The sequence below is a fragment of the Capsulimonas corticalis genome, from assembly GCF_003574315.2.
In the GTDB taxonomy this organism is placed as follows: domain Bacteria; phylum Armatimonadota; class Armatimonadia; order Armatimonadales; family Capsulimonadaceae; genus Capsulimonas; species Capsulimonas corticalis.
Map to the genome: position 1 here is coordinate 1,510,356 of NZ_AP025739.1, position 24,328 is coordinate 1,534,683.

Sequence of the window (24,328 nt, forward strand, 5' to 3'; positions counted from 1 at the left end):
AAACGATAAAGCACCTGGAGTGAATCCCCCTAGAAGTGGATCGGGCATAAGTCAAGCCGCACAACCTGGACCTTCAACAAAAAAAGACAAGAAAAAATAGATTGAGGCATCGATTGATGTAATTGGAAATTTTTGTTTTGGGAGTTTCCCTCTCGTGAATTGACCACGTACCGAGTAAATTACGACGAGCTGCTGATATTCATAAAGTCATTGCACCCTGTTAGGAGAACACCCTGCTAATTCGTGACAACATTCCCATTAGAATCAAATTGGGGCGGCGTAGGCGATGGCATCGTCGTGTCAGCCTGACCATATGGATCGGGAGTATTAGCAACGGGAGTCCGAAAGATATTTGGCGGCGGCGGCGCATCCGCACCTTCTGGCATGGCAGAAACGGTGATGGTTCCAGGGCCACTCGGCGTGTCCGCTGAAATCTGGACGTTGTTAACCTTGAGGTTATTGGCATCAAAGCGCAATCCTGTCGAGGTCGTAAATTCTGATAGAGGCACGGTAAGAACATAGCCCGCTGCCAATGTTGAACCTCGACCGCTAAAAGGTACGCCACCGCTCGGATTGATCGTTACGCGTATATTGCTCCACGCATAGTTGTTCTGGTTGGTGATTACCAGCGTCGTCCCTCGATCACCGCGCATCTGGTTATAGCCAACCTCGGCCTTTGCCACCAGTTGGGCAGACGGGGGCTGGAATACTGGCTGATATGCAGCTTGTGGCGTGCGTGGAGACACCTGCGATGATGTTGTAGCGGTATAGGCCGACGAATCGGCATGCGGGAGCGATTGTGCCAACGAGCGCGTATAGCGCACTTGGGATGTGATGGCAAACCCGATGAGAAATATGGCCAGGATCGCAAAAATCGACGCTTTGGACGCTGGGTTAGCGTCATTCCAATTATTACTGGCGCGTCGAACTGCCTGTTCGCCAGTCGTTGGCGCGCGTGGCGGCCAATATTCTGTGCGGTTTTCGCCAGTCTCTTCAACGACTGGCACGGCGTGTTGGAAAATCTGGCCGCATTTTTGGCACATTTGCAAGCCAGGCATGAGGGTCTGCCCACATTGGGCGCAATAATAGTAGATCATAAATCTATTTCCTGGAATCTACGTCCATTTTGCTACCGCTTGATGAGCTTTGCGGTTTGGTCGTTACGGTTCGTGATACGATAATTCCTCAACGCACGCCGAGAGGCGTCACCCCCTACACCGTGCTGCGTCCCGCCACGAGCATGGCTATCATCACCGCGCCATCCCATCGTCGATAGGACTATGGTGCGTAGCTCCCTCCTGTGGTCTCCTAACATCAAAATTTGGACGATGATACAATTTTCAGCACCAATTCTTGTAAGTAGTCGTTCGCCTCGATCTTTCTAAAACTGGTGATCGTAAACACAGCTTGATTAAGCCGCACCAGCAATCCGTGAGAATTGCTAGGCGAGCTGCTAACGCCGTATGAAATCTGCATTCGGCGAAAATCCAGAAGTACGGCACTTTTAGAATCCCTTTGGCTCGCAGCTATTCGGCTATACACCCATAGATCGTTGCCTATCGCTTCAGCGATGCTCGATAAAAGCACCGCTGTAGAAGACTCTGCCACGATAACAAAGCTACCGTCATGCAGGGGATAGAAAAAATCCGCTCTCTGTGAGGTCATGTGCTTCCTAAATACAGCCGTTCGCAGGCAATTGAGGAGTTATTTTACCATCTTAGGCGATATTTTACCATCTTGGGAGAAACAAAAAGTTTATATGCTGGCATGATTGCCTTTCACCTATTGAGAGAAGTCACAATCATGCCACGCGGGGCCAGGCTGAAAACCGAAGATGGGAAGATGAATCTGGTGGGCCCACGCGTGCGCCAGCGGCGCATAGCCCTCGGGCTCACACACGACGCCGTATGCGCCCGCGTTCAGATCAGCACAGGCTCCAGGTGGGAAATCGATCATCGCGACCTGTGGAAGATTGAGGCTCAGCGCCGCGCCTGCACTGACATAGAAGTCGTGGAACTGGCGCGAGCGCTGGAGATCGATGTTGAGTGGCTATTAGAATATAACTAGTCAAGCACCGTTGAGTTTGGCAGAACGTGAGCCAGCAGACTTCTTCCTCCCAAATGGTCATAAAGACATACAGCGTTTGCTTTCCAGATCACGAAATGGCGATGGGCACTAGGCATTTTGCTGAGTGCCGCGTAGGGTGCACTTTAGACCATGACTAATTCACAGAAATTGTAACATGTTATCCATATAGAGGTATCCCTCTTACTCCACGAGTAGAGAACTACGGGGAATGAGGTGAAAACCATAATGTTTTGTTACTCAATGGCAGAATCGGGTATAATAGGTTTATTAGTACGCTGGGCATCTCACATGGTGCAGCTAGCAAGCTCCAGGAGGAGGATCATGTCCGAAAGTGTTGGCATCGGAACAGCAGTGATCGGAACTTTACGTAGATTTCGAACGTTCAGAGCCTATCAGGACGTTCCTATAGACTATCTTCCAGAGGCTACAAGCCGCCGTCCTTCAGAAATCAACGCAGTTCTTAGCGACTTACAAAAAAGTGGCGTCGTTGTAATTTCCAATGGCAAAGTGCGCTTATTGTCGTCTGAAGAAAGATCAAAAAATAAAATATAATTTTGGGGTAAAAATTGAACCCTGTACATCATGCCGTGGCGTCAACTGCTACGGCATCACATTCATCAGGACCTGATATTTGGATTTATTTCCTCGCTTTTGCAGTTTCTTCAATCATTAACGGTATAAACTTAGCAACTACGAATTACCCTCGTAGTTTCTTCTTAATAGTAGGGTGTTGGCAATTTTACGCCTATTGTTTTTTGTACGGCGTAGTAGCAGTGGTATTGTTCGCTCTAAGTCCACTTTTGAATAAACATCATTTGCTGGAAATAGACACGAGCATTGGAGGAAGTAGGACAACTGCAATTATTATTGGATTGTTCGCAAAATCTTTTATGCATATGCGCATCGCAGCAATTGATGATACTCCGATTGGAACTGAAACTGTAGCGAAGCTATTCGAAGACCCATTGCTTGGAGAAATAGAATTATATCATCATAATAAGCTACGCGCTTTTCTAAAGCCGTACATAGCGAAGTATACAAATGTTGAAGAAGTTCGAAAAATAATAACTGATGATATACCTGCTAAATGGACATTGGATAAACGGGCTGAAGTTTTACAAAACTTCAAAGAAGCGGAAACCGTGAATGTTGTATTTGACCGCTACTTCAATCTCAATGGGAAAGCAAGCATTGAAGCACTATTTCCCCTAAATTAGCTGTATATAGGCATCGGCCCGACGAAAATATTTTCGTCGGGCCGATGCTATATAATAGAGGTCGATTGCCCATCATATTAGAGCAAGCGTCCCTAATGGAGTGGTATTCCAACCTAGAGCTTGCTATGCTTGAGTATTGTATTCATGTCTACATCCCAAAGCTCCTCTGTCTTTCGACCATAGTCCATGAGCTCTGCCTCTGTAAATCCAAATTCTGCATAAGGATTTGCTTCGGTGTCCACGCTACTTTGTGATAATAGGCTCTCGATTGTTCCAGACAGGGAGACACCATAGGCTCCTTTAGCAAGTACCTCGAATGGCAATAGCTTATCAGCGCCTATAGCATCATAACGCATATGAGATTGATATGTAGATAATCGTCGTAAATTTCGTTTTGAATATCTCAATTTACCACGAATTGTTTCGAACGAATTAGCGGGTCCGTAGCGAACCATCAAATTAATAATCCGATTCATCGCTTCAGTATAGGCATTCGTGATAGGATGATCAAAATATGCAAATACTTCGCTGTGCCAATTGTCTACAGCTCGCATTAGCTCCTTAAACCAAGGCAGTAACTCCTTCGGCATACTTTGAAGCCATTGCTGATAACGCACTTCAGCCTCGACTCGACTGGTCGTTTCCCAAATAGCATAGAACTGCTCTTTAAGTTCATACACATGAATTAAGTCAGGATATTTGACCTTCCATTCCGCGATCCGAGTTCTACCTTCACGATCTAAATCATTATAGCGTTTAAGTAACGTGCGGTGTCTTCGCTTTAATGAAATTCGATCTACTTTGTTTTCTGTTGAACTTTTACTCTTTCTCATTGTTTCTACCGCCTCATTGGCCAATTTAACGACGTGGAAATGATCAATAACGATGGGGATTTCTTCGCCCCAAGCCTCTTGAACCGCCAATTTGTAGGGCTTCCACATATCGATACAAACACATTTCACCATAGGCGGCAGCCTCAACGATTTGAGGATAGGGACGATATCTTCTTTTTTGCGCGATGGTAAAAGCTCGTAAACAGTGCGCTCAGTGACATTCGTCAATATACAACACATTTTGCCGTGAATTTGGATTTCGTCTATCCCCAGATATTCTGGCGTTTGAAACAACGTTCCCATTTTGTCGAGCGCCGTGATATAATTGTCAAATATACCACTGACCGTATTGTCGGCAACACCGACATCTTTAGCAACGCTGGTGAATGTCCGCTCAATTGCATTTTCTTGAATGTAGGCGATTAGGCGCTTGGTCATCGTGCCGCTAGAATCAATCTCAGCCATTGGTTGAGCAAAGGTGGCTCGGCAAGCGCGACACCTATAGCGCTGACGAGTAATCAGTATCCGTGTCGGTTTGCCGAGGGTAGGTACATCACGAACTTCAAGCTTGTAAGTTCCGTGCTTGTACAGTTCATCGACGACGCCGCACGCCGTGCATGTATTCGGGTGAATTGTGTACCTAGCTGTGACGAAGTTTTCAATCCTGATATCAGGGTCAGCGTCACTTACCTCCCAGTCTCGGAGACCAAGGATATTGCTCATTCGCCAAGCCCACCTGTCGCGATTATAGCACGAAAAAACAAAATGCCCTCCTGGTTCTCCCAAGAAGGCAATATACTATTTTTGAGCAAGCTTGTCAACACTACTTTGCGATTCGACATTCAGAATCGTTGAGCGGACTTCCACACTACTTTGCGATTAGCCGCTTTTTCTTTTGCGCTTTTTTGACCTATTTACCTATGTTATATATTACTGTATATAACCAATCCAAACAGAAAAGGAACCTTATCTTCATGAAGCCTCCGTCCCCTCGCCGCTCTTTCGCTCGCGCGTTCACGCTGATCGAGCTGCTCGTTGTCATCGCGATCATCTCGATTCTGGCGGCGATCTTGTTTCCTGTGTTTGCGAAGGCGCGTGAGAAGGCGCGCCAGACAAGCTGCACGAATAATCTGCGGCAGATCGGCATCGCGCTGGCGATGTATCGAAGCGATTACGATTCGGTGAACGCGATTTATCGGATGTGCCCGGGCCTGGGCCAGGGCGGCGCCTGCGGCAACACGAGCACGGCGTATACGGGAGCAGGGGAGCGGTGGTGGGCGCCGTACGACAACACGGTCAGCGCCACAGCGGTTGTTCCGGACAGCGTGTATGTGGGCGATAAGGCCGGGATGATTCAGCCTTATGTCAAAAGCCTCGCCGTCTTTAAGTGTCCCAGCGTTGCGGGACCTTTGCAAGTCGGCTACGCGATGAGCTACATTTCACATGGGCCAATGGGCAAGGCGGACGGTTATGTGGTCAACCCCGCCGTGATGGTCGTCTGGGATCACAACAACACGCCGGGCTGCGCGGATACGATCGCCGCGGATATCCCCGCGACATTCACCGGGGATTGGAAGCCGTTTCCGGCCGCCAAGGACACGACGCACAAGCACTATCCCACGCGACACAGCGAGGGATTTTTGGGTCTGCAATACGACGGCGCCGTCCGGTTTCGCCGATTTACTCAGCTCACCAACACGGACTTCATCGCCGACAATAACTTCGCCGCATGCGGCGTCTTCTATCCCATCCGTCCCAGCCAGAAGACGCCGCCCATCACGGCGACGCAGATGACGGTCAGCAGAAGCGGCGCCGGGATAAACGTGGAGGCCGCGACCATGGCGAGACCGCCGACCAGCGGCGCCGTCGCGCCCTGCTTTTTGCCGTAAAGAGCGTATCCGCTCCCAATCGTTCCAAAGAGCATTGAGACCAGCAGTGTATTGGTGTCCATGCTTTGGATTATCGGCGAAACGGCGTAAAGTATGCAGTGAGGACGCCTGGGTTCGGCGGCGATTAACGTGGATTGCCGACCACTCGGTATGACGCGAGCCGATAAACGACATGCTGCTTGGGCCGCGCGGGGTCGTAGATCACGGTCAGGGCGCCGCCAATGCTCAGTTTGTCCCATTGGGATTCGTCCACCGAGATTTTCCCTGTCACTGGCGGCCGGGTGGAGGGGAGCGGAGTGAATTCGTAGTGAACCGAGCGCCAAGTAACATCGTCGCTCGTATTCATCTTCTTGTCTGTAACGCGTGCGGCGATGGGAACGCCTTCGCGAAGGATACGGCGAACGGTGCGCGGCCATAGAAAGGCTGACCAGACAATCAAGGGCGCGCACGCCCACCAAAGGACGGCGCCGCACCAGGCCATCCAGAAAAACGCCGGTTCGTCCGTACTGAACTCCTGGAGAACGGGAAAGTAACCAGGAGCGGATGCGAGCGCGCGCACCGTGAGCGGCCGGCCCGGCTCCATTCCCGCGTAGTCCTCTTTGGAAATTTGGGAATTGCCGGAATAGGTGATGTTGTGATACTCGTATATATAGTCGACGCTATAGGAAGAGGATTCCGAGTCTGAATTGTCCTCTCGCGTCGTCGCCACCGCCGGCATGGCGACGCCATGGTACACGATCATGGTCTTCATAACCGCCATGGCGAGCAGTCCAATTCCGATCACAACATAGAGCGCAAGAAAAACATACAAGCATCCCGCGCCCGAAGGCGTTTTCCGTTCAATCCGCCGAGGCGTCGGCCCCAGCAGCTCCCGTTCCAAGCGATACTCTTTCGTCAAAGGCAGTTCCTCTAGCGTCGCCTGACGCCTTCACAAATCGCCCCCCATCGCTTGCCCCATCCGCCAAGCCGTCTGCGCGGCTTCTACTGGATATGACACGGATGCGCGGAAAGAGTTGCGGTCAGGCGCGATGTTCGCGCTGGAGATATTTGAGGGACTGCCTTAAATATGAGCCGACATTAAGATTCAGATGCTTCGCCCACGCCGGCTTCTCTTCACCTCGGAGAAACGCGAAGCGCGCGAGCGCATAGCCGAATTGCGGCTCGGACAGATATCCCAGACGCCGCATCGACCATCCTCGGTTGTGCTGCTGAAAGTTGACAGCCGAATTGGCGTTGAAGATCCCCATTCCGGAGTAGACGGTCAGAAGATCCGTCATCGGCTCCATGTACTCGATATCGCGTGTGATGCGGCCGTCGCCCAGTAAGATCACATGCGCCAGCTCATGCGCGATGGTCGCGATCATCGAGACGGGATGGTGCAGTTTTCCTCGCTCCAGAGAGATCATCATCATTCCCTCCGAGTCGGGCGGACGGTAGAATCCGCCCGCGCCCGACTTCTGACTCTCATAGTAAGGAATCTCTTTGCCCAACGCTTCATTGAGTTCGTCCTTGTCGTCGAAAAACTCCAGCGCGAGTCGATTCCGGTCCACCGACATCAGCTCACAGACTCGCTGAAGCGTGATTTCGGCGGACTCTTCGGAGCCGTCCCAGTCAAAGGAGAAGAACTCCGGAGTCGGGGTAATGGGAGTCACATTCTTCAGAAAGGACTCGCCGAACATTTGAGCGAATTCATCGAACGTAGAGTCCACCCATTGTCGTTCCACGAGAGTCACGGGGAGTTTCGGGGCGAGTCCAAACATAGAGGTCGATCCTTCAAAATCTTGATGGCAGACTCTTCCGCGAATGGTCGGGAGATTCCTGCGAAAATCAGAGGCACGCGATGGGAGGCGGGATGCGCACTGCACGGAGTCCGCATCATTGTGACCGCCCAGAAAAGGCGACGCGCAAATCGGTTCGCGGAAAATCCTGGCAACCTTTCTGATAGATTCCTCGAAATTGTTCGGCTATAATAACGCTGCGGATAAACTCGGAAAAGAAACGAATTTCATGAAGCTCCCCCATTACTCTATCGCCAGCGCTCCCTTGCTTTTGCTTTGCCTAACCGGGTGCGGCGGCGGCAGTAGCGACAGCGGCGGCTCTTCCATGCCCAATCCCTCTGGGCAGTATGGCCCGATACAAGTCACCGAGCAAACAGATAAGGCAAGTTACGCCGTCGGTGAACCGATTGATATCAATTTTACGTGGAAGAATACGAGTGTCACTCCTCAGCCTTACTTAGAGGGCGCCCCACCGTTCGACGTAACCGTTTATCATGGCTCCGAAAAGGTCTGGACATACTCCAACTCGGTGACTTCGTTCCCAAGTTCGGTATTGGAAGGCCAGCTACCGGCGGGCGCCGTGAAGAGTGAGAAAATTGTGTGGGACCAGAAAGATCAGACGGGCCATACTCTCTCGCCGGGAACGTATCAAGTCTATGCCGTATCGCATGTGCAATTCTCGGATGTGACGCCGACAGACGGCAGCAGCGATATGGGCGCGAAGCTCACCACGATCACCCTCGACTAACGCCCCACACCGCCTTATTTCGCGCACTGAACGGTCACCAGTTTGATGTGACCGTCGAGAAAAAGCTGGTTGAATTGATTGCGATGGGAATAGAGCCAGTCTCCGCAGCCGGTTTGCTGGATCTGTTCGTCGCTGAGCATAACTTCCTGGGAAGCATTCATTGTCATCGGCTTTCCCTGCCGATCAACCATCGTCACTCCCGCCATGCCGGCCGGATGCGTGCGCAGTCCCATCCACCATGCCGTGTCATAGCTGCTGTATCGATGATCGATCCAAAGTCCAGCGGGATACGATAGCGACAGCGTGCTTTTCCCAGCGAGCGAATCGTCCCGGCAAAACCAAACATCCTTGTCGTGTGTGTAAGGAAGCAAAGCCCCCGTCAAGCGCGCTCCGCTGGGCGGGTAGTGACGCCGCCCCGGGTCCTTCTCCTGCGTATCGTCATGAGCATAGAGAATGTTGTTGGAATATGGCGGCAGGTGTCCATCGTGATCGCCAGCATACATCGCGAACGCCGTATAGAGATGACGCATATTCGACGCACACGCAACCCGCCGCGCCTTCCCTCTGGCCTGGACAAATACCGGGATCAAGATCGCCGCCAGAATCCCCACGATCGCGATGTTGATCACATACTCCAAGACTGTTTCGCCAGCCTGATGCTTTTTGTTTCTCATTGGCATATAACGTATTAAATACACAAAGTGTTTCGCCAGTTTTACTTTTTTCTGCTCTTCCTACAGTACGCAGATTCTGTCATGATTCAATCTCATATGCACACATACTTATTGAATAATTTACGAACAATATTCCCGAATTACTCCTGCATGAGACAATGGCCGCGACAAATTCTCCGCGTTTGTATTCGTCTCGTAATCCAGCAGCACGACATTCTGAGTATTCGCCAGCGAATACAATTGCTCCAATTCTTCGTGCAATCGATTCTCTAAAACCCATTCATATGTCGGAATATAGATCTGCTTTCGAGCGTCCTCATAAGATAGCAACCGAGTTCCACAGACGCCCTCTCGATGCCCCAGCACTTTCCCAAACTTACTCACAGTACGTTTCATCCCTCTCATAGTCGTATTTTCGATCGTCTTAGTATCCACGTCCGACGTCTCGAAAACTTTCAGCCCTTGCCAAATTCCCTCCACCGAAGCTCCGAACGAACCTGGCGTAAACGGGATCGGAATACCGCCATGGGCAAAGAATGGACTGAACCGCACCCACGGCTCCGGGCCGCGTGAGGTAACGTCGAGGATAAGCGCGTCGCCGAAGCGACGGCGGAGGCGGACTTCGGATAGACGGCGGCTTGCGATTTGAATGGGCATGGTGTTCTCCTTAAATTGAGTGACATTTTATTGTGTATTAAATACACTAACACAAGGTGTGATTCGATGAGCTGATGGAGATCATTTGCGAGAAGTCTCATGGGTGAGAATTTACAAGGCTTCAAATATCAAAATTATTCAATATCTATCAATAACAAGATATGACAGTACGGCTGATCTATCACTCACACTAGATTAAACGGAGAATTTTGGTTATAATCTTAAAAAGAGATTGTAGGCACAGCAAGTCGATGCCACGCAAGCATATCCCCACCTACATACTAAGCCTTACAGAGGAAAAACGCTCGGAAGTAGTAGTTTCTACTTGCAAAACGTTACTCATGAGCTATGGCAAGCCTCGTCATGGGAACCCCGATAATCCAGTAGACGATTTGATCTATATCATTTTGTCCAATAGGACTCGCATCGAGACTGCTTGTACTGTCCTTGAAAACTTAGCACGCATTTTTTCATGCTGGGAAGACGTCAGTCCAGAATCTCGTGAAACAATTCGTGAAATAATTAGGCCAGCTGGCCTTTCCGGAATCAAGTCGCTTCAGATAGTATCAGTATTGGGACAGCTCAAAACGGACTTTGGAGAATGCAGTCTTGATAAACTTCGGACGCTGCCGATAATTGAGGTTGAAAATTACCTAACTTCTTTAGCTGGCGTCTCGCTGAAAGTTGCTAAATGTGTAATGATGTATACAATGGATTTTCAAGTACTCCCTGTAGACGTTCATGTCCATCGTATTGCAACCCGGCTAGGGTGGATTGCCAGAAAGCGTGCAGATCAATCACACGAAGACTTGGAGGAACTAGTTCCTAAAGAATTTCGTTACAGCTTTCATGTTGATTGCGTCGCTCATGGCGTGCAGCTATGTCATTCTCGCGCTCCGAATTGTGAGTTATGCCCAATTAGATCGCACTGTATATTTTATAAGACGACGAAAGGTTATGAATGATGCGGCCTATTGCTGTTGACTTATTTGCCGGAGCAGGTGGGATGAGTTTAGGTTTTGAGCAGGCGGGATTTGATATCCTAGCTGCAGTTGAACACGATCCCGTTCATTGTGCAACACATGAATATAATTTTCCCGATTGTGCAATTATATGTAAAAGTGTAACAACTACTACAGGGTTGGAAATTCGAGAGAACTCAGACATTGGAAATGCGGATATAGATGTCGTATTTGGTGGGCCGCCATGCCAAGGTGTATCGCTTATGGGAAAGCGGGCGTTAGACGATCCTAGAAATGAGCTCATGCTGCATTTTGTGCGTCTCGTAGCCGAGTTAAATCCTAAGTATTTTGTAATGGAAAACGTAAAAGGACTGACAATAGGAAAGCATAAAGGTATTCTTACTGAAGTTATAACCCAACTACAAGCTTCGGGGTATGAAGTTGAAGCGGATTACAAAGTGTTAAATGCTGCTGAATATGGAGTACCACAAGATAGGAGAAGGCTATTTTTGTTTGGATGCCGTCGAGGTTTCCAATTACCAAAATATCCTTTACCAGTTACACGATCGGCGGTGCCTAGCAATCAACTTAAACTTAATGGAATGGAGTTGCCTGTAGGGCCAACTGTCTGGGATGCTATTCAGGATTTACCTGAGGCAGAGAATTACCCCCAATTACTTGATAGAGATTGGGTAACTGCTCCCCATGGCAAGCCTAGCAATTACGCTGCCCCTTTAAGATGGCAGACCGACCCTCAAAATTATTCCTATGAACGATTGTATCACCCTGAATTGCTAACTTCAAGTATGCGTACGGTTCATACAAATCTTTCTATTGATCGTTTTTCGGCGGCGCCTCCAGGCACCATAGAACCAATAAGTCGTTTCCCAAAGCTTTCGCCAACTGGGATATGTAATACACTACGTGCAGGAACGGGGGCTGATAGGGGGGCATACACATCTCCCAGACCAATTCACCCAACAACTCCACGTTGCATAACAGTGCGTGAAGCTGCACGACTACATTCTTATCCCGACTGGTTTCGATTTCATTTTACCAAATGGCATGGTTTCCGTCAAATAGGTAACTCTGTACCACCAAATCTAGCGCGCGCAGTTGGGTCGTCAATAATATCGGCTCTAAATATTCAGCCACAAAAACCTATGGGGATAGTTCTGCCTGGAGACTTAAAGCTCTTAGGATTTACATTATCCGAAGCAGCAAATTATTATGGAACAGATCGAAAAGCAATGGGGTCTAGAACGAGAATTTCAAACAACCCAAACAAATTACAATCAAAACTACAAGAATTAGATTCTACCGGGCCTACGTTGAATGCACAAAAATTCTCTAACGACAATCTGATCCCAATTATGGCAATTGCTTAATAAAATGACTTCTAAATCAGTAACTCTTAATCGCTACAAGCTTATAGCAGAATATATATTTATGCAGCATTATAAAGATGATGCATCCAGCTTCGAGTTTGAGCGTACTGAAATTGATGTCGCGGCTGAAACGTTGGGAGTCAAGCGTGTCCTAAATGTTGGAGACCTGATCTATTATTTTCGTTCGCGTCAGCCCTTACCAGATTCTATAGCGGCCACCGCCCCCGTTGGCTTTGAATGGATTATTGAAGATGCTGGCCGTAGCCGCTATAGATTTAGGTGTGCGAAAATTAGTAGAGTTCTACCGCAACAAAATCTACAAAAGATCAAAATTCCAGACGCAACGCCAGAAATGGTGGCACGTTATGCCTTAGGAGACGAACAAGCTCTTTTAGCAAAACTGCGCTACAATCGCTTAATCGATATTTTCCTAGGCATAACCTCTTATTCACTTCAGAATCATTTGCGAACGACCGTTGGTGGTACGCAAATAGAAGTTGATGAATTGTATGTTGGTGTAAATCGAACGGGTGCACATTACGTTGTGCCCGTGCAAGCCAAAGGTGGTACGGATAAAATCACAGTAATTCAGACGCGACAAGATTTACGATTTTGCGCCGCAAGTTTTCCCGATCTAATTTGCCGAGCAGTTGCAGCTCAGTTTATGAGTGAAGGCGTTATTGCTATGTTTGAGCTTGCTTTAGAAGAAGATGAGCTTGTAGTCTTAATGGAACGTCATTTCAGACTTGTTCCATCTTCACAAATTTCAGTTTCTGACTTGAAGCTATATCGTATTCAAGAAAATGAATAGGCCAAGCATTCATTTTCCAATACCTGGAACAGTTGGTATTAATTTATATGTCGCTTCGCTTGATACTATCAAGCTAGTAAGCGTAGCTGCTGAGCTAATATGCACCTTCTCAAATTCTACAACGTAAATCTCTGATAGACCTACCGCTTTCATTGCGATTGGTATAATATATTTATGCCCAATATTAATGATTTTTGAAGCGGCCTCAGTTTGCGAAATAATTTGATCTTCTAGAATATCATCGCGCTTTCCTTTGACCTCACATGTCACAAGTATAGGCTGAGGTCTTGTGACAGGGCCTTCGTGGGCCAAGAAAATTGCATCGATCTCTGTCTTGTGTAATTTCACAGCCATCATCAAATGATCTACTTGAACAATATCATGAGGTGACATTAAAGCTAGATGCGTTTCCACTAACCTTAATTTTACTGCAGTCTGAAATAGCCACGCTTCATCACTTCGAGCAAGTAATCGAGACGCTATAGGCATCGAGACGCTTTCAATTCTATGCGTCACTGTATTAGTTGAAGGATTGTGTATCCGAAATGCTTGTAATTGCCCAGATGGAATCGGTATAAATTCGAATGATCGACTCTCTCCGGTAAGTTGTCTCCCCGTGTAGCCCGCCCTAAAGACGCTAGCTGGCCAATTATTATTAGCGCTGCTTTTACCTCTAATAAGATCTTTGAAAAAATTGGCCGGATTTCTAGGACTTATTTTGTCGTTTGGGTGAACAGCATTATAGGATATAATCGCTTGGTGTATATCATCTAGAGTAACTATTGGGTTTGTTAGTTGGTTCGGTGGAATAAAGCGAGCGTTGAATATCGCCTCAACTACTTTTGTCTTTGATGTTGGCATTTAGATTTACATGTCGATTTATTAGATCTGAAGCGACTTTCAATTTCAAATTAATTATAGCATTAGCTATTATTAAAATACTACCGCCCCTAGGATCCAATCTACCTATTGACTCCCCTCCCTTCACCCGCCATAATAACCCTACTATCGGCAATGATGGGGAAGAGTAAGCGGATCGGCCGTCCCAGAGAGAAACGCGTCTTGGTGTAAGCGTTTCGTCGGACCGCCCGCCGAAGGTCGCCCCGGAGCGGATCGTTACGAAAGAGTGTCTGGAGACATTTACAGCACTTCCCTCCGAAGGAAGGGGTCACGCGAGCGTTCGCAGTGACCGTGTCTCTGGAAAGCAAGGTGGTACCGCGCGTCGGAGCCTTTATGGGCAGCCCTCGCGTCCTTGCGGCCGGTCACGCAGCAGTGATCCGTGTCGCAATCTGGACGCGGGGGCTGTTTCTTTTGCGAAAGGTGGGACACAGTGGAGAAGATTTACGAGCCGAAGGATGTGGAGGCGCGACGATACGCCGAATGGGAGGAGCGAGGGTACTTCCATGCGGAGCCGACGCCGGGAAAACAAAAGTACAGTATTACAATACCGCCGCCAAATGTGACGGGAAGCCTGCATATGGGGCACGCGCTTACCTATACGGTGCAGGATACGCTCGGGCGATGGAAGAAGATGTCCGGGTACACGGTGCTGATTTTGCCGGGGACGGACCATGCGGGAATCGCCACGCAGAACGTGGTGGAGAAGCAGATCGCCAAGGACGGCCTGACGCGCTTTGACCTGGGCCGCGAGAAGTTCGTGGAGAAGGTGTGGGAGTGGAAGGCGGAGTACGGTTCGCGAATCGTCTCGCAGCTCAAGCGCCTCGGATGCGCCTTTGACTGGCAGCGCGAGCGGTTCACTCTGGACGAACGGTACGCCGACGCCGTGCTTCAGGCGTTTGTGCGCTTCTATGACGCCGGGTTGATTTATAAGGGTAATCGGCTGATCAACTGGTGTCCGCGCTGTCAGACGGTAATTTCGGACATTGAGGTGGAGGAAGAGGATCAGGCGGGGCATCTCTGGCATATCCGCTATCCCTTCGCCGACGGCTCGGGGTCGGTGGTCGTGGCGACATCGCGTCCGGAAACCATGCTCGGCGATAGCGCCGTGGCGGTGAATCCGGAGGATGAGCGCTACGCGGGCTTGATCGGCAAGATGATCGCGCTGCCGCTGACGGATCGGCAAATCCCGCTAATCGCGGACAGCTACGCCTCGGCGGAGTTCGGCACGGGCGCCGTGAAGGTGACGCCGGCGCACGACCCGAACGACTATGAGGCCGGCAAGCGCAATAACCTCGCGCAAATCACGGTGATTGGGTTCGACGGCAATATGACCGCCCAGGCCGGCGAGCGTTACAGCACAATGGATCGCTATGACGCGCGTAATTTGGTGGTGGAAGATCTGCAAGAGTTGGGTTTGCTGGAGAAGGTGGAGGACCACCCGCACCGCGTGCCGACCTGCGAGCGCTGCCACACGACGATCGAGCCGCTGCTCTCCGACCAGTGGTTTATGAAGATGGCGGGCACGGATTTGGTGGCGGGCGCGATCAACGCCGCCGAGAACGACAGCATCGAGTTCGTGCCGGATCGCTATAAGAAGATCTATCTGGACTGGATGAACGGCCTGCGCGACTGGCCGCTCTCCCGACAGCTCTGGTGGGGCCACCGTCTGCCGGTCTACTATCGGCCCGATGGAACCCATGTGGCCGCCCGTAACTGGGAAGAAGCCGTGGAGCGCGCGGGGACGGATCAACTGACGCAGGAAGAGGATGTGCTTGACACCTGGTTCTCGTCGGCGCTCTGGCCCTTCGCCACGCTCGGCTGGCCGGAAAAGACTCCAGACCTAGAATATTTCTACCCCACGGATGTGCTGACGACCTCGCGCGAGATCCTGTACCTCTGGGTGGCGCGCATGATCATGACCGGCGTCGAGTTCATGGGCGAAAAGCCGTTCGATCAGGTCTATATCTTCGCGACGGTGCTGGACAAGAAGGGTCGGCGTATGTCGAAGTCGGCTGGCAACGGCATCGACCCGGTGGAGATGATCGACAAGTACGGCACGGACGCCCTGCGTTTCTCCTTGCTGCGCCTGGCGTCCAAGGGCCAGGATATCCGTTTCAGCGAGGACCGCATCCCCGAGTCGCGCAACTTCGCGAATAAACTCTGGAACGCGGCCCGCTTCGTGCTGATGTATGTGGGCGATGGCGATTCGCCCATCGCCCCCGACATTGATTCCTACTCGCTGCCGGAGCGCTGGATTCTCAGCCGTCTCCAGCACACGGCGCGCGCCGTGAACGCGTCGCTCGCGAGCTACGACCTGGACGACGCCTGCAACGCGCTCTATGAGTTCCTCTGGAACGAATACTGCGACTGGTTCGTGGAGCTCTGCAAACCGGCGCTGAACGGCGAAGACGGCGCGGCGAAGGAGCGCGCGAAGTTCGTGCTGGTGACAGTGCTGGAAAGCACCCTGCGTCTTCTTCATCCGGTAATGCCGTTCGTGACCGAGGAGATCTGGCAGGCCATCCCGCACAAGGGCGCCACGATCTGCTCCGCCTTCTATCCTCAGCCGGACGAAGCCCTGGTGGACCTTCCGGCCGAAGCGGGTATGGCGCTGCTGATCGACAGCATCACCGCGCTTCGCACGCTGCGCGCCGAGTTCACTCCCGGCGGACAGGAAAACGAAGCCGCCCGCGCCGCCATCCTCGCGCGCCGGTTCACGGTCACGGCGGTCGCCGAGACTGACAGCGCCCGCACGACCCTCACAGATCAGCTAAGCGCGCTTACCAATCTCGCTCGTCTGGGAACCGTGACCATCGAGAATGCGGCGCCCGAAGGGGCGCGCACCGTAGCGACCGGCGTCGCCGGCGCGACGTTCTACATTCCCGCCGATGAGCTGCTCGAAGGCGTCGATCCCGTGAAAGAGTCGGCCCGCCTTGCTGCGGAGATCACCAAGCTCGAAAAAGAGCGAGGCGGATTGGAAGGACGGCTGAACAACCCGCAGTTCGTGGAGCGCGCCCTGCCCGAAGTCGTGGAAAAAGCCCGCGCCGATTCCGCCGACCTCACCCAGCGCATCGCCAAACTCGCCGCCCGCCGCGAGATGCTGGCGGGATAGCCGCTACTGAGATAGCCTCCGCTGTACTGCGGAGGCTATTTTTCTTTCTGCGCAAGGCCCGCCACGGTATAATCTTGAGAGACGCGCAATCAGTGGGAAATTGCGAAACTTATAAATCCTATGCGCACTGATCAACGCCCCGATTTTATCATTGTCGATCCGCGCGACGCCGGCGAAGCGGAAGTCATCGGTATGGGCGGTGCGCCGACGGTGGCGTCGCTTCTCTGGGCGTATCGCCATGGCGTATTCCCCTGGCCGGTGGAAGGTTATCCTTTGCTGTGGTTCTGCCCGCCGGCGCGCGCGATTATTGAGTTCGCGGATCTTCGTGTTCCGGAGCGTTTGGCGCGAATGAAGCGCAATGCTCCCTTCTCCTATACGATCGACCAGGCCTTCCCTGAGGTGATGCGGGCGTGTCAGGCCGCGCCGCGTCCCGGTCAGTCGGGAACCTGGATCACGGAGGAGATGTTGGATGGGTATGGGACGCTTCACCAGCGGGGTTTTGCTCACAGCGTGGAGGTCTGGGATTCGTGCGGAGCGCTCGTGGGCGGTCTGTACGGCGTCTCCGTCGATGGCGCATTCGCGGGCGAGAGCATGTTTCATTCGTCGGCGAATACTTCCAAGCTCGCCCTGCTGCATTTGATCGAACATCTTCAGCAGCGAGGACTCGATTGGATCGATATTCAGATGCTTACGCCGCACCTGGTGGCGCTCGGCGCGAAAGAGGTTGCGCGGAGTGAATTTTTAGACCGCCTGGAGCGGACACAGACCCGCAAGCTGAGCCTGTTCGGCCAGGGCTGACTTGACTTTCCAGAGAATACTTGTATATACTACGATTATGTCCATCAAAGAAGAACTCGCCCTGCCCTCCTACCGGGAAACCGTGGCGAGCTGCACCTGTCTGAACTTGCGCAAGGCCAACCGCGCAATCTCGCATGTCTACGATGAGTTCTTGCAGCCAACGGGGCTGCGCGGGACACAGGTCAGTTTGCTGATGACGGTCGCACGGGAAGAAACGTCGACCATGACGCAGCTTGCCGATCTTCTCGTGACGGACCTGACGACTCTGTCTCGCAATCTGAAAGTTCTGGAGCGCGACGGCCTTGTCAAGGCCGCGCCCGGGCAAGATCGCCGGGTACGGGAGATCACGCTGACGGCGGAAGGCCGCGCGGCGCTGGAGCGCGCGCTTCCGCTCTGGCGGCAGGCGCAGGCGTATATTAAGGAACATCTGGGGCTTGAGCAGTGGCGCGGCCTGATCTCTCATCTGGTGCAGGTGGCGGAGCTCACCAGCCCGTCCCGCGCAAACGCCGCCACGCGATAATGCTGACAGGAGCCACGGGCTCTCTCAACAAAAATTAGTTGTATATACATCGAAAGCGAGTATCCATGGCGACCACATTGGAACAATCAAAGTTACGCGCTCCGGCCGCCCCGAAGCCAGTGGCGGCGGGTCTGAACCCCTATCGATGGATCATCCTGATGGCGGTCCTCACCGGGGCGTTTCTGGAGCTGCTCGACACCACCAGCGTCAACGTCGCCTTGCGGCAGATGGCGGGGAACTTCGGCGCGACGACTGATGAGATCGGCTGGGTGGCGACGGGGTATATCCTCTCCAACGTCATCGTTCTACCGCTCACCGCCTGGCTGTCCTCGGTGTTTGGGAGACGCGGATATCTTACGGCGTCGATTTTACTATTCACGCTCGCGTCGTTCCTGTGCGGAGCGTCGCATACTCTCGGACAGCTCATTTTCTGGCGCATTATCCAGGGCGCCGGCGGCGCGGCGCTTCTCTCCACGGCGCAGGCCGCGCTGCGTGAGGTCTTCCCGGCGGACCAGCAAGGAATGATCCAGTCATTCTACATCGTCGTGATTGTCCTGGGGCCAACCGTCGGCCCGGCGTTCGGCGGCTGGATCACGGATAACTACTCATGGCAATGGATCTTCTGGAGCAAGGCCCCGCTGGGACTGGTCGCGGCGTTTCTCGTCTGGCGCTTCCTGAGCGACTCGCCGCACAAAGCGCAAACCGGCGGCGTGGACTGGGCCGGGATCGGGCTGCTCACCGTGGGACTGGGATCACTCCAATATGTCCTGGAGGAAGGGCAGCGCTACGATTGGTTTGACGATATCTGGATCGTGCGCCTCACTATCACCGCCTTCGTATCGCTTATCGCCTTTGTGGTCTGGGAGTTGTGGGCGACCAACAAGCAGCCGGTCGTAAACCTGCGCGTGCTCAAGCACCGGGCGCTGACGGCGGGATGTGTGCTTCTCTTTATTGGCGGCGCGGGGATTTACGCGGGATCGTTCCTGATGCCGCTCTTTGTCCAAAGCATTCTGGGTTTCTCCCCCACCGAGGCCGGCCTGCTTTTCTTACCGGCGGGGGTTGTGACGATCTTTGGAACGCTGCTGGCGGGCCGACTTTTGAACGGGGCGAACCCTCTCGTCAAGCCGCCCGTCCTGATCGCGCTAGGCCTAATCGGCTTCAGCTTCTCGCAGTGGCTCCTCGGGCACCTGTCGCCACAGAGCGGAACACCCGACATTGAGGTGGGCCTGATGCTGCGCGGAGCGGGAATGGGCTTCCTGTTCACCCCGATTACGGTCGCTTCGCTCAGCAGCTTGAAGGGCGCGGAGATCCCACAGGGCGCGGGTTTGACAAACCTGTTTCGGCAGCTGGGCGGCAGCTTCGGGATCGCGATCATCAATGCATACGTAACCAGCCAAACCGCCGGCCACCGCGCGGACCTGGTCGGGTTTATCTTCTCAGGCAATCCAGCCCTCTTGGACCGAGTCGCCGCGACGTCGCACTACCTGGTCACGAAGGGGATGAGCATCACCAGCGCCCATAACAGCGCGCTGGGAATTATCGAAAACACGGTGCAGCGCCAGGCGTCCACGATGGCGTACGACGATGCGTTCCTTCTGCTCGCCGCCGCTTTCGCCTTCGCGCTGCCGGCGCTGCTTCTCTTCCGGCAGGCAAAAGCGCAAGGCGCCGCCGCCGCGCCGATCGACGCCGGCCACTAATCGCCCTCAGCAACTATGCGCGCTTGCTAATTTGAGTATTGGCAAGCGCGTTTATTATTTTTCTTCTCCCTACTAAGAGCATAATGGAATTACACCGCAAGAAACGGGAAGACTTCTCACAAGGATCCGCGCTACAATAAAATGTCGCGTGTGCGCTGCTCCCGCGCTTCTGAAGGAACTACTTACCGATCAATGATAACCGCAAACGACAATTTCCTATGCGAGCTTACCTTTCAGCCGCCATACGATTGGAATGCCCTTCTGCGCTTTCTGGACTCTCACGCGACCGCCGGTGTGGAGATGGTTTCGAACGGCGTCTACTATCGCACGGTCGTTCTGGGCGGAGCCCACGGATGGATCGGCGTGCGCCCTTCGGAAGATTCGGCGGCCCTGCGCGTCGAGGCGTCCCCCACCCTTGCCCCCATCCGGTCGGAGCTCATGCTGGACCTGCGGCGGCAGTTCGATCTGGACGCCGAACCGGACGTGATCGCGAAGGCGCTCGGCGCGCTGGCGGCGCCCCGGCCTGGCCTTCGCATCCCCGGCGGGTTTGAACCCTTTGAACTTGCCGCCCGCGCCATCCTCGGGCAGCAGATCAGCGTCCGCGCGGCGACGACGGTCGCGGGGCGCTTCGCCGCCGCGTACGGAGCTGCGGCGGAGACCCCCATCCCAGGACTGACGCATAATTTCCCCAGCGCCGAAAAAGTTGCCTCTCTCTCCGTCGATCAAGTGGCGTCGCTGGGAATTATCGCCTCGCGCACGCGCACAATCCTCGGCCTGGCGCGCGCGGTCTCCGAAGGCGCGATCTCACTGGCGTACGGCGCGGATCCGCTAGAAACCATGGCGCGGATGCGAGAGCTGCCTGGGATCGGCGAATGGACGGCGCAATATGTCGCCATGCGCGCGCTGGGTTGGCGCGACGCATTTCCGCATACCGATCTCGTCCTTTGCAAAGCGCTGGGAGAGAAGAACCCAAAGCGAGTTCTCGCGCTCGCCGAACGCTGGAGACCGTGGCGGTCTTACGCGGCCCTGCATCTCTGGGCCGAATTTCATTCATCTCAGGAAACACCATGATCTACTACACCCAGATCGATTCCCCCGTGGACACCATCACGCTGACCTCCGACGGCGCCGCCCTCACGGGCGTCTATATGAACGAGCACAAACACGCCGTTTTATTCGCCGACGAATGGATTCGCGACGATCAGGCGGCGCCGTTCCCCGAGGCAAAGCGGCAATTAGAAGAATATTTCGCGGGTGCGCGCACGGAGTTCGACCTGCCGCTCGCGCCCAGCGGCACACCGTTTCAGCAGACCGTATGGAGCACACTGCGCGAAATCCCCTACGGCGAGACAATCACCTATGGCGCGCTGGCGGCGCGCCTCGGAAACCCCAACGCCTCCCGGGCCGTCGGTCTGGCGAATGGCCGTAATCCGATCTCGATTATCGTCCCATGCCATCGCGTGATCGGAGCGAATGGGAAGTTAGTGGGATACGGCGGGGGCTTAGGCTGCAAAGAAATTCTGTTGGCGACGGAGAAGCAGCATCCCCAATAACGCCGCGTATGCAGGAACGTGTGATTTGGTCTCCGGGATCTGGTAGACTGATAGCACAATTCCTGCATACGGAGCCTGCCCATGGCCGAATTGACGTTTTCGACGAAGTCGAAACCTAGCGCTCGTCGCCGTATCGCCAGAACCCTTGTCACCATCTTCACGATCCCGTGCGTCATCTATATGGCTCTCCTCACTTACCTCTACTTTAATCAGCGCGCATTGATCTTCCCAGGCTCCCTTAGCCAAAATAAAACGAACGCCCATCTGAGCGTCGCGCCGTCCGGATGCGAGCTGCTGGATCTTCCGACGGGCCAGGGAAAGATCGCCGCCATTTTCGGGCGCGCCGAAACGCCGGACGGCGCTGTGGACCCCAGCGCGGGGAAGCGTCCCACCGTGCTTTATTTCTATGGCAATGGCGGATCAATCGTCAGCAGCCTCGAACAGATGAAGCATTTTCAAAAGCTCGATATGAATGTGCTGGTCGCGGACTATCCAGGGTTTGGAATGAGTCCCGGGGTGGCGTCGGAGGAGGCGTGTTACGGGGCCGCCGACGCCGTCTATCGTTATGCGCGGGCGAGGCCGGAGATCGACCCGGCGAAGCTGATCGTCGCGGGCTGGTCGCTGGGATCCGCAGTTGCGATCGACCTCGCCTCGAAGCACCCCTGCGCGGGGCTCATTACCTTCAGCGCCTTCACCAGCATGGCGGAAATGGGAAATAGCCAGTATCCCATCGTGCCGCTCCCGATCATTCGCGCGATCCTCAAATATCGCTTCGCCAGCGAAGAAAAGATCCGCCGCGTCGGATGCCCGGTGCTGATCGGCCACAGCCGCGACGATCACTTTGTCCCCTATCGGATGGCGGATCGACTGGCCTCGGCCGCCGGCGGTCCGGCGACGCGGCTGACGACCGTCGGCAGCGACCATTCGGACTTCTTCGCCAACGACAGCCCGCAGATCTTCGAGGCGATCGGTAAGTTCGTCCACCAAACTCTCCGCTGACCTCTGAATTCCGCTGCGCGGATCATAAGAGCAGGATTTCGGATCGGGCGATGCGAATTACGTGGCTATGTATGCACGTTATCGCACCCGATTTTTTTTCGCGGCAATCCTCCTTCTCTCCCTGGCGCTGAGGCTATGGGGAATTGATTGGGGCCTGCCAAGCCAAACCCACTATTTCAGTTACCATCCCGATGAGAGCGTTGTCCTGGGCGTCGCTCTGGGAATGAATTCTCTTCAGGGAAAGCTGCTTCCACACTTCTACAACTACGGCTCCCTGCAAATCTATCTCGTGAACTTCGCCGATACCTTTGGCTACCTCTTCGGCGCCGCGCCGACGCTCACGCCTGATCCCGCCGCGCATCCCAATCAGTTCGCGCGCCTCTATCTGATTGGGCGATTACTAAGCGCGCTTATGGGTGTGGGGACAGTCGCGGCGCTCTATGCGGCGGGTAAATCGCTTTGGGGACGGCGCGCGGGTCTGGCGGCGGCGGCTCTCCTGGCGATCGCTCCGCTGCATGCGCAGCACTCGCACTGGCTCACCGTCGATGTCCCGGGCGCCTTCTGGGCGACCCTTTCGCTGCTCTTTGCGGCCAAGGTCTTGAAAGACGAACGTTTCTCGTGGCGCGGCGTGCTGGCGTCCGCGATATTCGCCGGATTGGCGGCGGCGACCAAATATAACCTGGCGCTCTCCCTGCTGCCTCTCCTGGCCGCGTTATGGCTTCGCGGGAGTTCCGAGCGGCGCCAGGCCGTCGCGGGCGCTCTGGGGGCCATTGGAGCCTTCGCGGCGGCGTTCGTGGCGGCGTGCCCGGGGTCCGTCCTGGAAAGCGCGAAGTTTATCGCCGATATCCAATACGAAGCGCTCCACGTTTCGCAGCAGCCGGGCGATACATTCTCGAACACGGGAAGCGGCTTCGTTTACCACATTGTCACCAATCTCAGCGCCGGCCTGGGCTGGCCGCTGCTTCTTGCGGCATTGGCGTCAATTGTCTGGGCCGCGAAACGCAGATCGCAAGGTGACGGTTTGCTCGCGGCGTTCGCTCTCCCCTACTATCTTCTCATTGGACTTGCCGCCGTACGTTATGCGCGCTACGCCTTGCCGCTGATCCCCATTCTGTGCCTTTGGGCAGGCAGGGCCATTGCGGACATTTCGCTCGCCAAGACAGCAAATACCCAGCGACTTGGACTCGCATGCGCACTTACCATCAGCGCGCTTACTTTTGGATGGACCATCATACTGATCGCGCCGATGTCCCAGGCCGACCCGCGCGACCTTGCGCTTGCCTGGATACAGAGTCGCACCAACCTTGGTATTCAGACAGCGTTTCCGACCATGCCCTGGTTCCAGACCGCGCCGCTCAGTCCCTATTTCTGCGCTCCTCGGCCGGGGACCTGGAAGCAGATCCAGATAGCGACCGACGATGAACGGATTTTGTACCGCAATAAAGATTGGGATAGCGCCACCGCCCAGCAGCAGCATCCTACGTTTGTTGTTTTGAGTCAATACGACACGCGCGACGCTCTGCGACTGGGGAACAAAGACGCCGAGCAATACATGGCGATGCTGAGTTCGGATTATCGGTTGGGGGCGCAATTTGGCGGCTATCGCCTCTTCGGAGGCCCCGTTTTGACGCTTCCTCATGATATGCTTTATGCCAATCCGAACATTTCTCTCTACGTGAAGAGGTAAAATAGCCTGTACGCCTGCTT

The 24,328-nt window shown here is 53.7% G+C and carries 24 protein-coding genes; 16 read left to right on the plus strand and 8 right to left on the minus strand.

Annotated features, from left to right (window positions below; translation table 11 throughout):
* Positions 1-236: 236 nt before the first annotated feature.
* The gene (locus D5261_RS06440; RefSeq protein ID WP_125206295.1) at positions 237-1,097 is read right to left on the minus strand and encodes a hypothetical protein; all 861 of its coding nucleotides are present in this window, start codon (positions 1,095-1,097) and stop codon (positions 237-239) included.
* Positions 1,098-1,314: 217 nt separating this feature from the next.
* A complete protein-coding gene (locus D5261_RS06445; protein ID WP_119324360.1) occupies positions 1,315-1,665 on the minus strand; it encodes a hypothetical protein in 351 nt (116 codons plus the stop codon).
* 72 nt (positions 1,666-1,737) lie between these two features.
* Between D5261_RS06445 and D5261_RS06450 the strand changes: the two genes are divergently transcribed.
* From D5261_RS06450 to D5261_RS06460, 3 genes are all read left to right on the plus strand, one after another.
* Positions 1,738-2,067: a helix-turn-helix domain-containing protein gene (locus tag D5261_RS06450; RefSeq protein WP_125206294.1), complete on the plus strand. Its 330-nt coding sequence runs from the start codon at positions 1,738-1,740 to the stop codon at positions 2,065-2,067.
* 342 nt (positions 2,068-2,409) lie between these two features.
* On the plus strand, positions 2,410-2,640 hold the full coding sequence (locus tag D5261_RS06455) for a hypothetical protein (protein ID WP_125206293.1): 231 nt from the start codon (positions 2,410-2,412) through the stop codon (positions 2,638-2,640).
* Positions 2,641-2,654: 14 nt separating this feature from the next.
* On the plus strand, positions 2,655-3,305 hold the full coding sequence (locus tag D5261_RS06460; protein ID WP_125206292.1) for a hypothetical protein: 651 nt from the start codon (positions 2,655-2,657) through the stop codon (positions 3,303-3,305).
* Positions 3,306-3,418: 113 nt separating this feature from the next.
* Here the strand turns inward: D5261_RS06460 and D5261_RS06465 are convergent, their stop codons facing one another.
* Positions 3,419-4,861 carry an ISL3 family transposase gene (locus D5261_RS06465; RefSeq protein WP_119324357.1) on the minus strand — a complete coding sequence of 481 codons (1,443 nt, stop codon included), beginning with the start codon at positions 4,859-4,861 and terminating at the stop codon, positions 3,419-3,421.
* Positions 4,862-5,112: 251 nt separating this feature from the next.
* Here D5261_RS06465 and D5261_RS06470 point away from each other — a divergent pair, with 251 nt between their 5' ends.
* The gene (locus D5261_RS06470; RefSeq protein ID WP_218025747.1) at positions 5,113-6,027 is read left to right on the plus strand and encodes a type II secretion system protein; all 915 of its coding nucleotides are present in this window, start codon (positions 5,113-5,115) and stop codon (positions 6,025-6,027) included.
* A gap of 124 nt (positions 6,028-6,151) precedes the next feature.
* Here the strand turns inward: D5261_RS06470 and D5261_RS06475 are convergent, their stop codons facing one another.
* Together D5261_RS06475 and D5261_RS06480 are read right to left on the minus strand one after the other, a co-directional pair.
* On the minus strand, positions 6,152-6,925 hold the full coding sequence (locus D5261_RS06475) for a DUF3592 domain-containing protein (RefSeq protein ID WP_119324356.1): 774 nt from the start codon (positions 6,923-6,925) through the stop codon (positions 6,152-6,154).
* A 121-nt stretch (positions 6,926-7,046) separates the two neighbouring features.
* A complete protein-coding gene (locus D5261_RS06480; RefSeq protein ID WP_119324355.1) occupies positions 7,047-7,787 on the minus strand; it encodes a hypothetical protein in 741 nt (246 codons plus the stop codon).
* 247 nt (positions 7,788-8,034) lie between these two features.
* Between D5261_RS06480 and D5261_RS06485 the strand changes: the two genes are divergently transcribed.
* A complete protein-coding gene (locus D5261_RS06485; RefSeq protein ID WP_125206291.1) occupies positions 8,035-8,553 on the plus strand; it encodes a BsuPI-related putative proteinase inhibitor in 519 nt (172 codons plus the stop codon).
* 14 nt (positions 8,554-8,567) lie between these two features.
* On the opposite strand, the gene D5261_RS06490 is transcribed toward D5261_RS06485, so the two are convergent.
* Positions 8,568-9,227 (minus strand): type II secretion system protein, encoded by a 660-nt coding sequence (locus tag D5261_RS06490; RefSeq protein WP_119324353.1) that lies wholly within the window; start codon positions 9,225-9,227, stop codon positions 8,568-8,570.
* A 120-nt stretch (positions 9,228-9,347) separates the two neighbouring features.
* Positions 9,348-9,884: a DUF6939 family protein gene (locus D5261_RS06495; RefSeq protein ID WP_119324352.1), complete on the minus strand. Its 537-nt coding sequence runs from the start codon at positions 9,882-9,884 to the stop codon at positions 9,348-9,350.
* A gap of 341 nt (positions 9,885-10,225) precedes the next feature.
* Between D5261_RS06495 and D5261_RS33380 the strand changes: the two genes are divergently transcribed.
* Genes D5261_RS33380 through D5261_RS06505 form a run of 3 tightly spaced genes read left to right on the plus strand, consistent with a single transcriptional unit; the run spans position 10,226 to position 13,045 of the window.
* Positions 10,226-10,849, plus strand: a complete 624-nt coding sequence (locus D5261_RS33380; protein ID WP_354673124.1) for an endonuclease III domain-containing protein — start codon at positions 10,226-10,228, stop codon at positions 10,847-10,849.
* The gene (locus D5261_RS06500) at positions 10,846-12,234 is read left to right on the plus strand and encodes a DNA cytosine methyltransferase (RefSeq protein WP_119324350.1); all 1,389 of its coding nucleotides are present in this window, start codon (positions 10,846-10,848) and stop codon (positions 12,232-12,234) included. The genes D5261_RS33380 and D5261_RS06500 overlap by 4 nt, the downstream gene beginning before the upstream one ends.
* Positions 12,235-12,238: 4 nt before the next feature.
* A complete protein-coding gene (locus D5261_RS06505) occupies positions 12,239-13,045 on the plus strand; it encodes an endonuclease (RefSeq protein WP_119324349.1) in 807 nt (268 codons plus the stop codon).
* A gap of 9 nt (positions 13,046-13,054) precedes the next feature.
* On the opposite strand, the gene D5261_RS06510 is transcribed toward D5261_RS06505, so the two are convergent.
* A complete protein-coding gene (locus D5261_RS06510) occupies positions 13,055-13,906 on the minus strand; it encodes a hypothetical protein (RefSeq protein WP_125206289.1) in 852 nt (283 codons plus the stop codon).
* A 469-nt stretch (positions 13,907-14,375) separates the two neighbouring features.
* On the opposite strand from D5261_RS06510, the gene D5261_RS06515 reads away from it, so the two are divergent.
* From D5261_RS06515 to D5261_RS06550, 8 genes are all read left to right on the plus strand, one after another.
* Entirely contained in the window at positions 14,376-17,054 is a 2,679-nt protein-coding gene (locus D5261_RS06515; protein ID WP_119324348.1) for a valine--tRNA ligase, read from the plus strand.
* 120 nt (positions 17,055-17,174) lie between these two features.
* On the plus strand, positions 17,175-17,852 hold the full coding sequence (aat, locus tag D5261_RS06520; RefSeq protein ID WP_119324347.1) for a leucyl/phenylalanyl-tRNA--protein transferase: 678 nt from the start codon (positions 17,175-17,177) through the stop codon (positions 17,850-17,852).
* 37 nt (positions 17,853-17,889) lie between these two features.
* Entirely contained in the window at positions 17,890-18,372 is a 483-nt protein-coding gene (locus tag D5261_RS06525) for a MarR family winged helix-turn-helix transcriptional regulator (RefSeq protein ID WP_119324346.1), read from the plus strand.
* Between the two features lie 65 nt (positions 18,373-18,437).
* A complete protein-coding gene (locus D5261_RS06530) occupies positions 18,438-20,069 on the plus strand; it encodes an MDR family MFS transporter (RefSeq protein WP_119324345.1) in 1,632 nt (543 codons plus the stop codon).
* Between the two features lie 192 nt (positions 20,070-20,261).
* Positions 20,262-21,140, plus strand: coding sequence for a DNA-3-methyladenine glycosylase family protein (locus D5261_RS06535; RefSeq protein ID WP_165864583.1), 879 nt, complete (start codon positions 20,262-20,264; stop codon positions 21,138-21,140).
* Positions 21,137-21,622, plus strand: a complete 486-nt coding sequence (locus D5261_RS06540; RefSeq protein ID WP_119324343.1) for a methylated-DNA--[protein]-cysteine S-methyltransferase — start codon at positions 21,137-21,139, stop codon at positions 21,620-21,622. Before D5261_RS06535 ends, D5261_RS06540 begins: the two co-directional genes overlap by 4 nt.
* Positions 21,623-21,703: 81 nt before the next feature.
* Positions 21,704-22,621 carry an alpha/beta hydrolase gene (locus tag D5261_RS06545; protein WP_119324342.1) on the plus strand — a complete coding sequence of 306 codons (918 nt, stop codon included), beginning with the start codon at positions 21,704-21,706 and terminating at the stop codon, positions 22,619-22,621.
* A gap of 223 nt (positions 22,622-22,844) precedes the next feature.
* The gene (locus D5261_RS06550; RefSeq protein WP_165864582.1) at positions 22,845-24,308 is read left to right on the plus strand and encodes an ArnT family glycosyltransferase; all 1,464 of its coding nucleotides are present in this window, start codon (positions 22,845-22,847) and stop codon (positions 24,306-24,308) included.
* Positions 24,309-24,328: the final 20 nt, after the last annotated feature.

Bases quoted from the DNA above. Each gene is read 5' to 3' on its own strand.
- D5261_RS06540 (WP_119324343.1), top strand. From the start codon at position 21,137: ATGATCTACTACACCCAGATCGATTCCCCCGTGGACACCATCACGCTG.
- D5261_RS06470 (WP_218025747.1), top strand. From the start codon at position 5,113: ATGAAGCCTCCGTCCCCTCGCCGCTCTTTCGCTCGCGCGTTCACGCTG.
- D5261_RS06530 (WP_119324345.1), top strand. From the start codon at position 18,438: ATGGCGACCACATTGGAACAATCAAAGTTACGCGCTCCGGCCGCCCCG.
- D5261_RS06505 (WP_119324349.1), top strand. From the start codon at position 12,239: ATGACTTCTAAATCAGTAACTCTTAATCGCTACAAGCTTATAGCAGAA.
- D5261_RS06440 (WP_125206295.1), bottom strand. From the start codon at position 1,097: ATGATCTACTATTATTGCGCCCAATGTGGGCAGACCCTCATGCCTGGC.
- D5261_RS06525 (WP_119324346.1), top strand. From the start codon at position 17,890: ATGTCCATCAAAGAAGAACTCGCCCTGCCCTCCTACCGGGAAACCGTG.
- D5261_RS06480 (WP_119324355.1), bottom strand. From the start codon at position 7,787: ATGTTTGGACTCGCCCCGAAACTCCCCGTGACTCTCGTGGAACGACAA.
- D5261_RS06495 (WP_119324352.1), bottom strand. From the start codon at position 9,884: ATGCCCATTCAAATCGCAAGCCGCCGTCTATCCGAAGTCCGCCTCCGC.
- D5261_RS06485 (WP_125206291.1), top strand. From the start codon at position 8,035: ATGAAGCTCCCCCATTACTCTATCGCCAGCGCTCCCTTGCTTTTGCTT.
- D5261_RS06455 (WP_125206293.1), top strand. From the start codon at position 2,410: ATGTCCGAAAGTGTTGGCATCGGAACAGCAGTGATCGGAACTTTACGT.
- D5261_RS06550 (WP_165864582.1), top strand. From the start codon at position 22,845: ATGAATTCTCTTCAGGGAAAGCTGCTTCCACACTTCTACAACTACGGC.
- D5261_RS06445 (WP_119324360.1), bottom strand. From the start codon at position 1,665: ATGACCTCACAGAGAGCGGATTTTTTCTATCCCCTGCATGACGGTAGC.
- D5261_RS06490 (WP_119324353.1), bottom strand. From the start codon at position 9,227: ATGAGAAACAAAAAGCATCAGGCTGGCGAAACAGTCTTGGAGTATGTG.
- D5261_RS06500 (WP_119324350.1), top strand. From the start codon at position 10,846: ATGATGCGGCCTATTGCTGTTGACTTATTTGCCGGAGCAGGTGGGATG.
- D5261_RS06465 (WP_119324357.1), bottom strand. From the start codon at position 4,861: ATGAGCAATATCCTTGGTCTCCGAGACTGGGAGGTAAGTGACGCTGAC.
- aat (WP_119324347.1), top strand. From the start codon at position 17,175: ATGCGCACTGATCAACGCCCCGATTTTATCATTGTCGATCCGCGCGAC.
- D5261_RS06535 (WP_165864583.1), top strand. From the start codon at position 20,262: ATGATAACCGCAAACGACAATTTCCTATGCGAGCTTACCTTTCAGCCG.
- D5261_RS06510 (WP_125206289.1), bottom strand. From the start codon at position 13,906: ATGCCAACATCAAAGACAAAAGTAGTTGAGGCGATATTCAACGCTCGC.
- D5261_RS06545 (WP_119324342.1), top strand. From the start codon at position 21,704: ATGGCCGAATTGACGTTTTCGACGAAGTCGAAACCTAGCGCTCGTCGC.
- D5261_RS33380 (WP_354673124.1), top strand. From the start codon at position 10,226: ATGAGCTATGGCAAGCCTCGTCATGGGAACCCCGATAATCCAGTAGAC.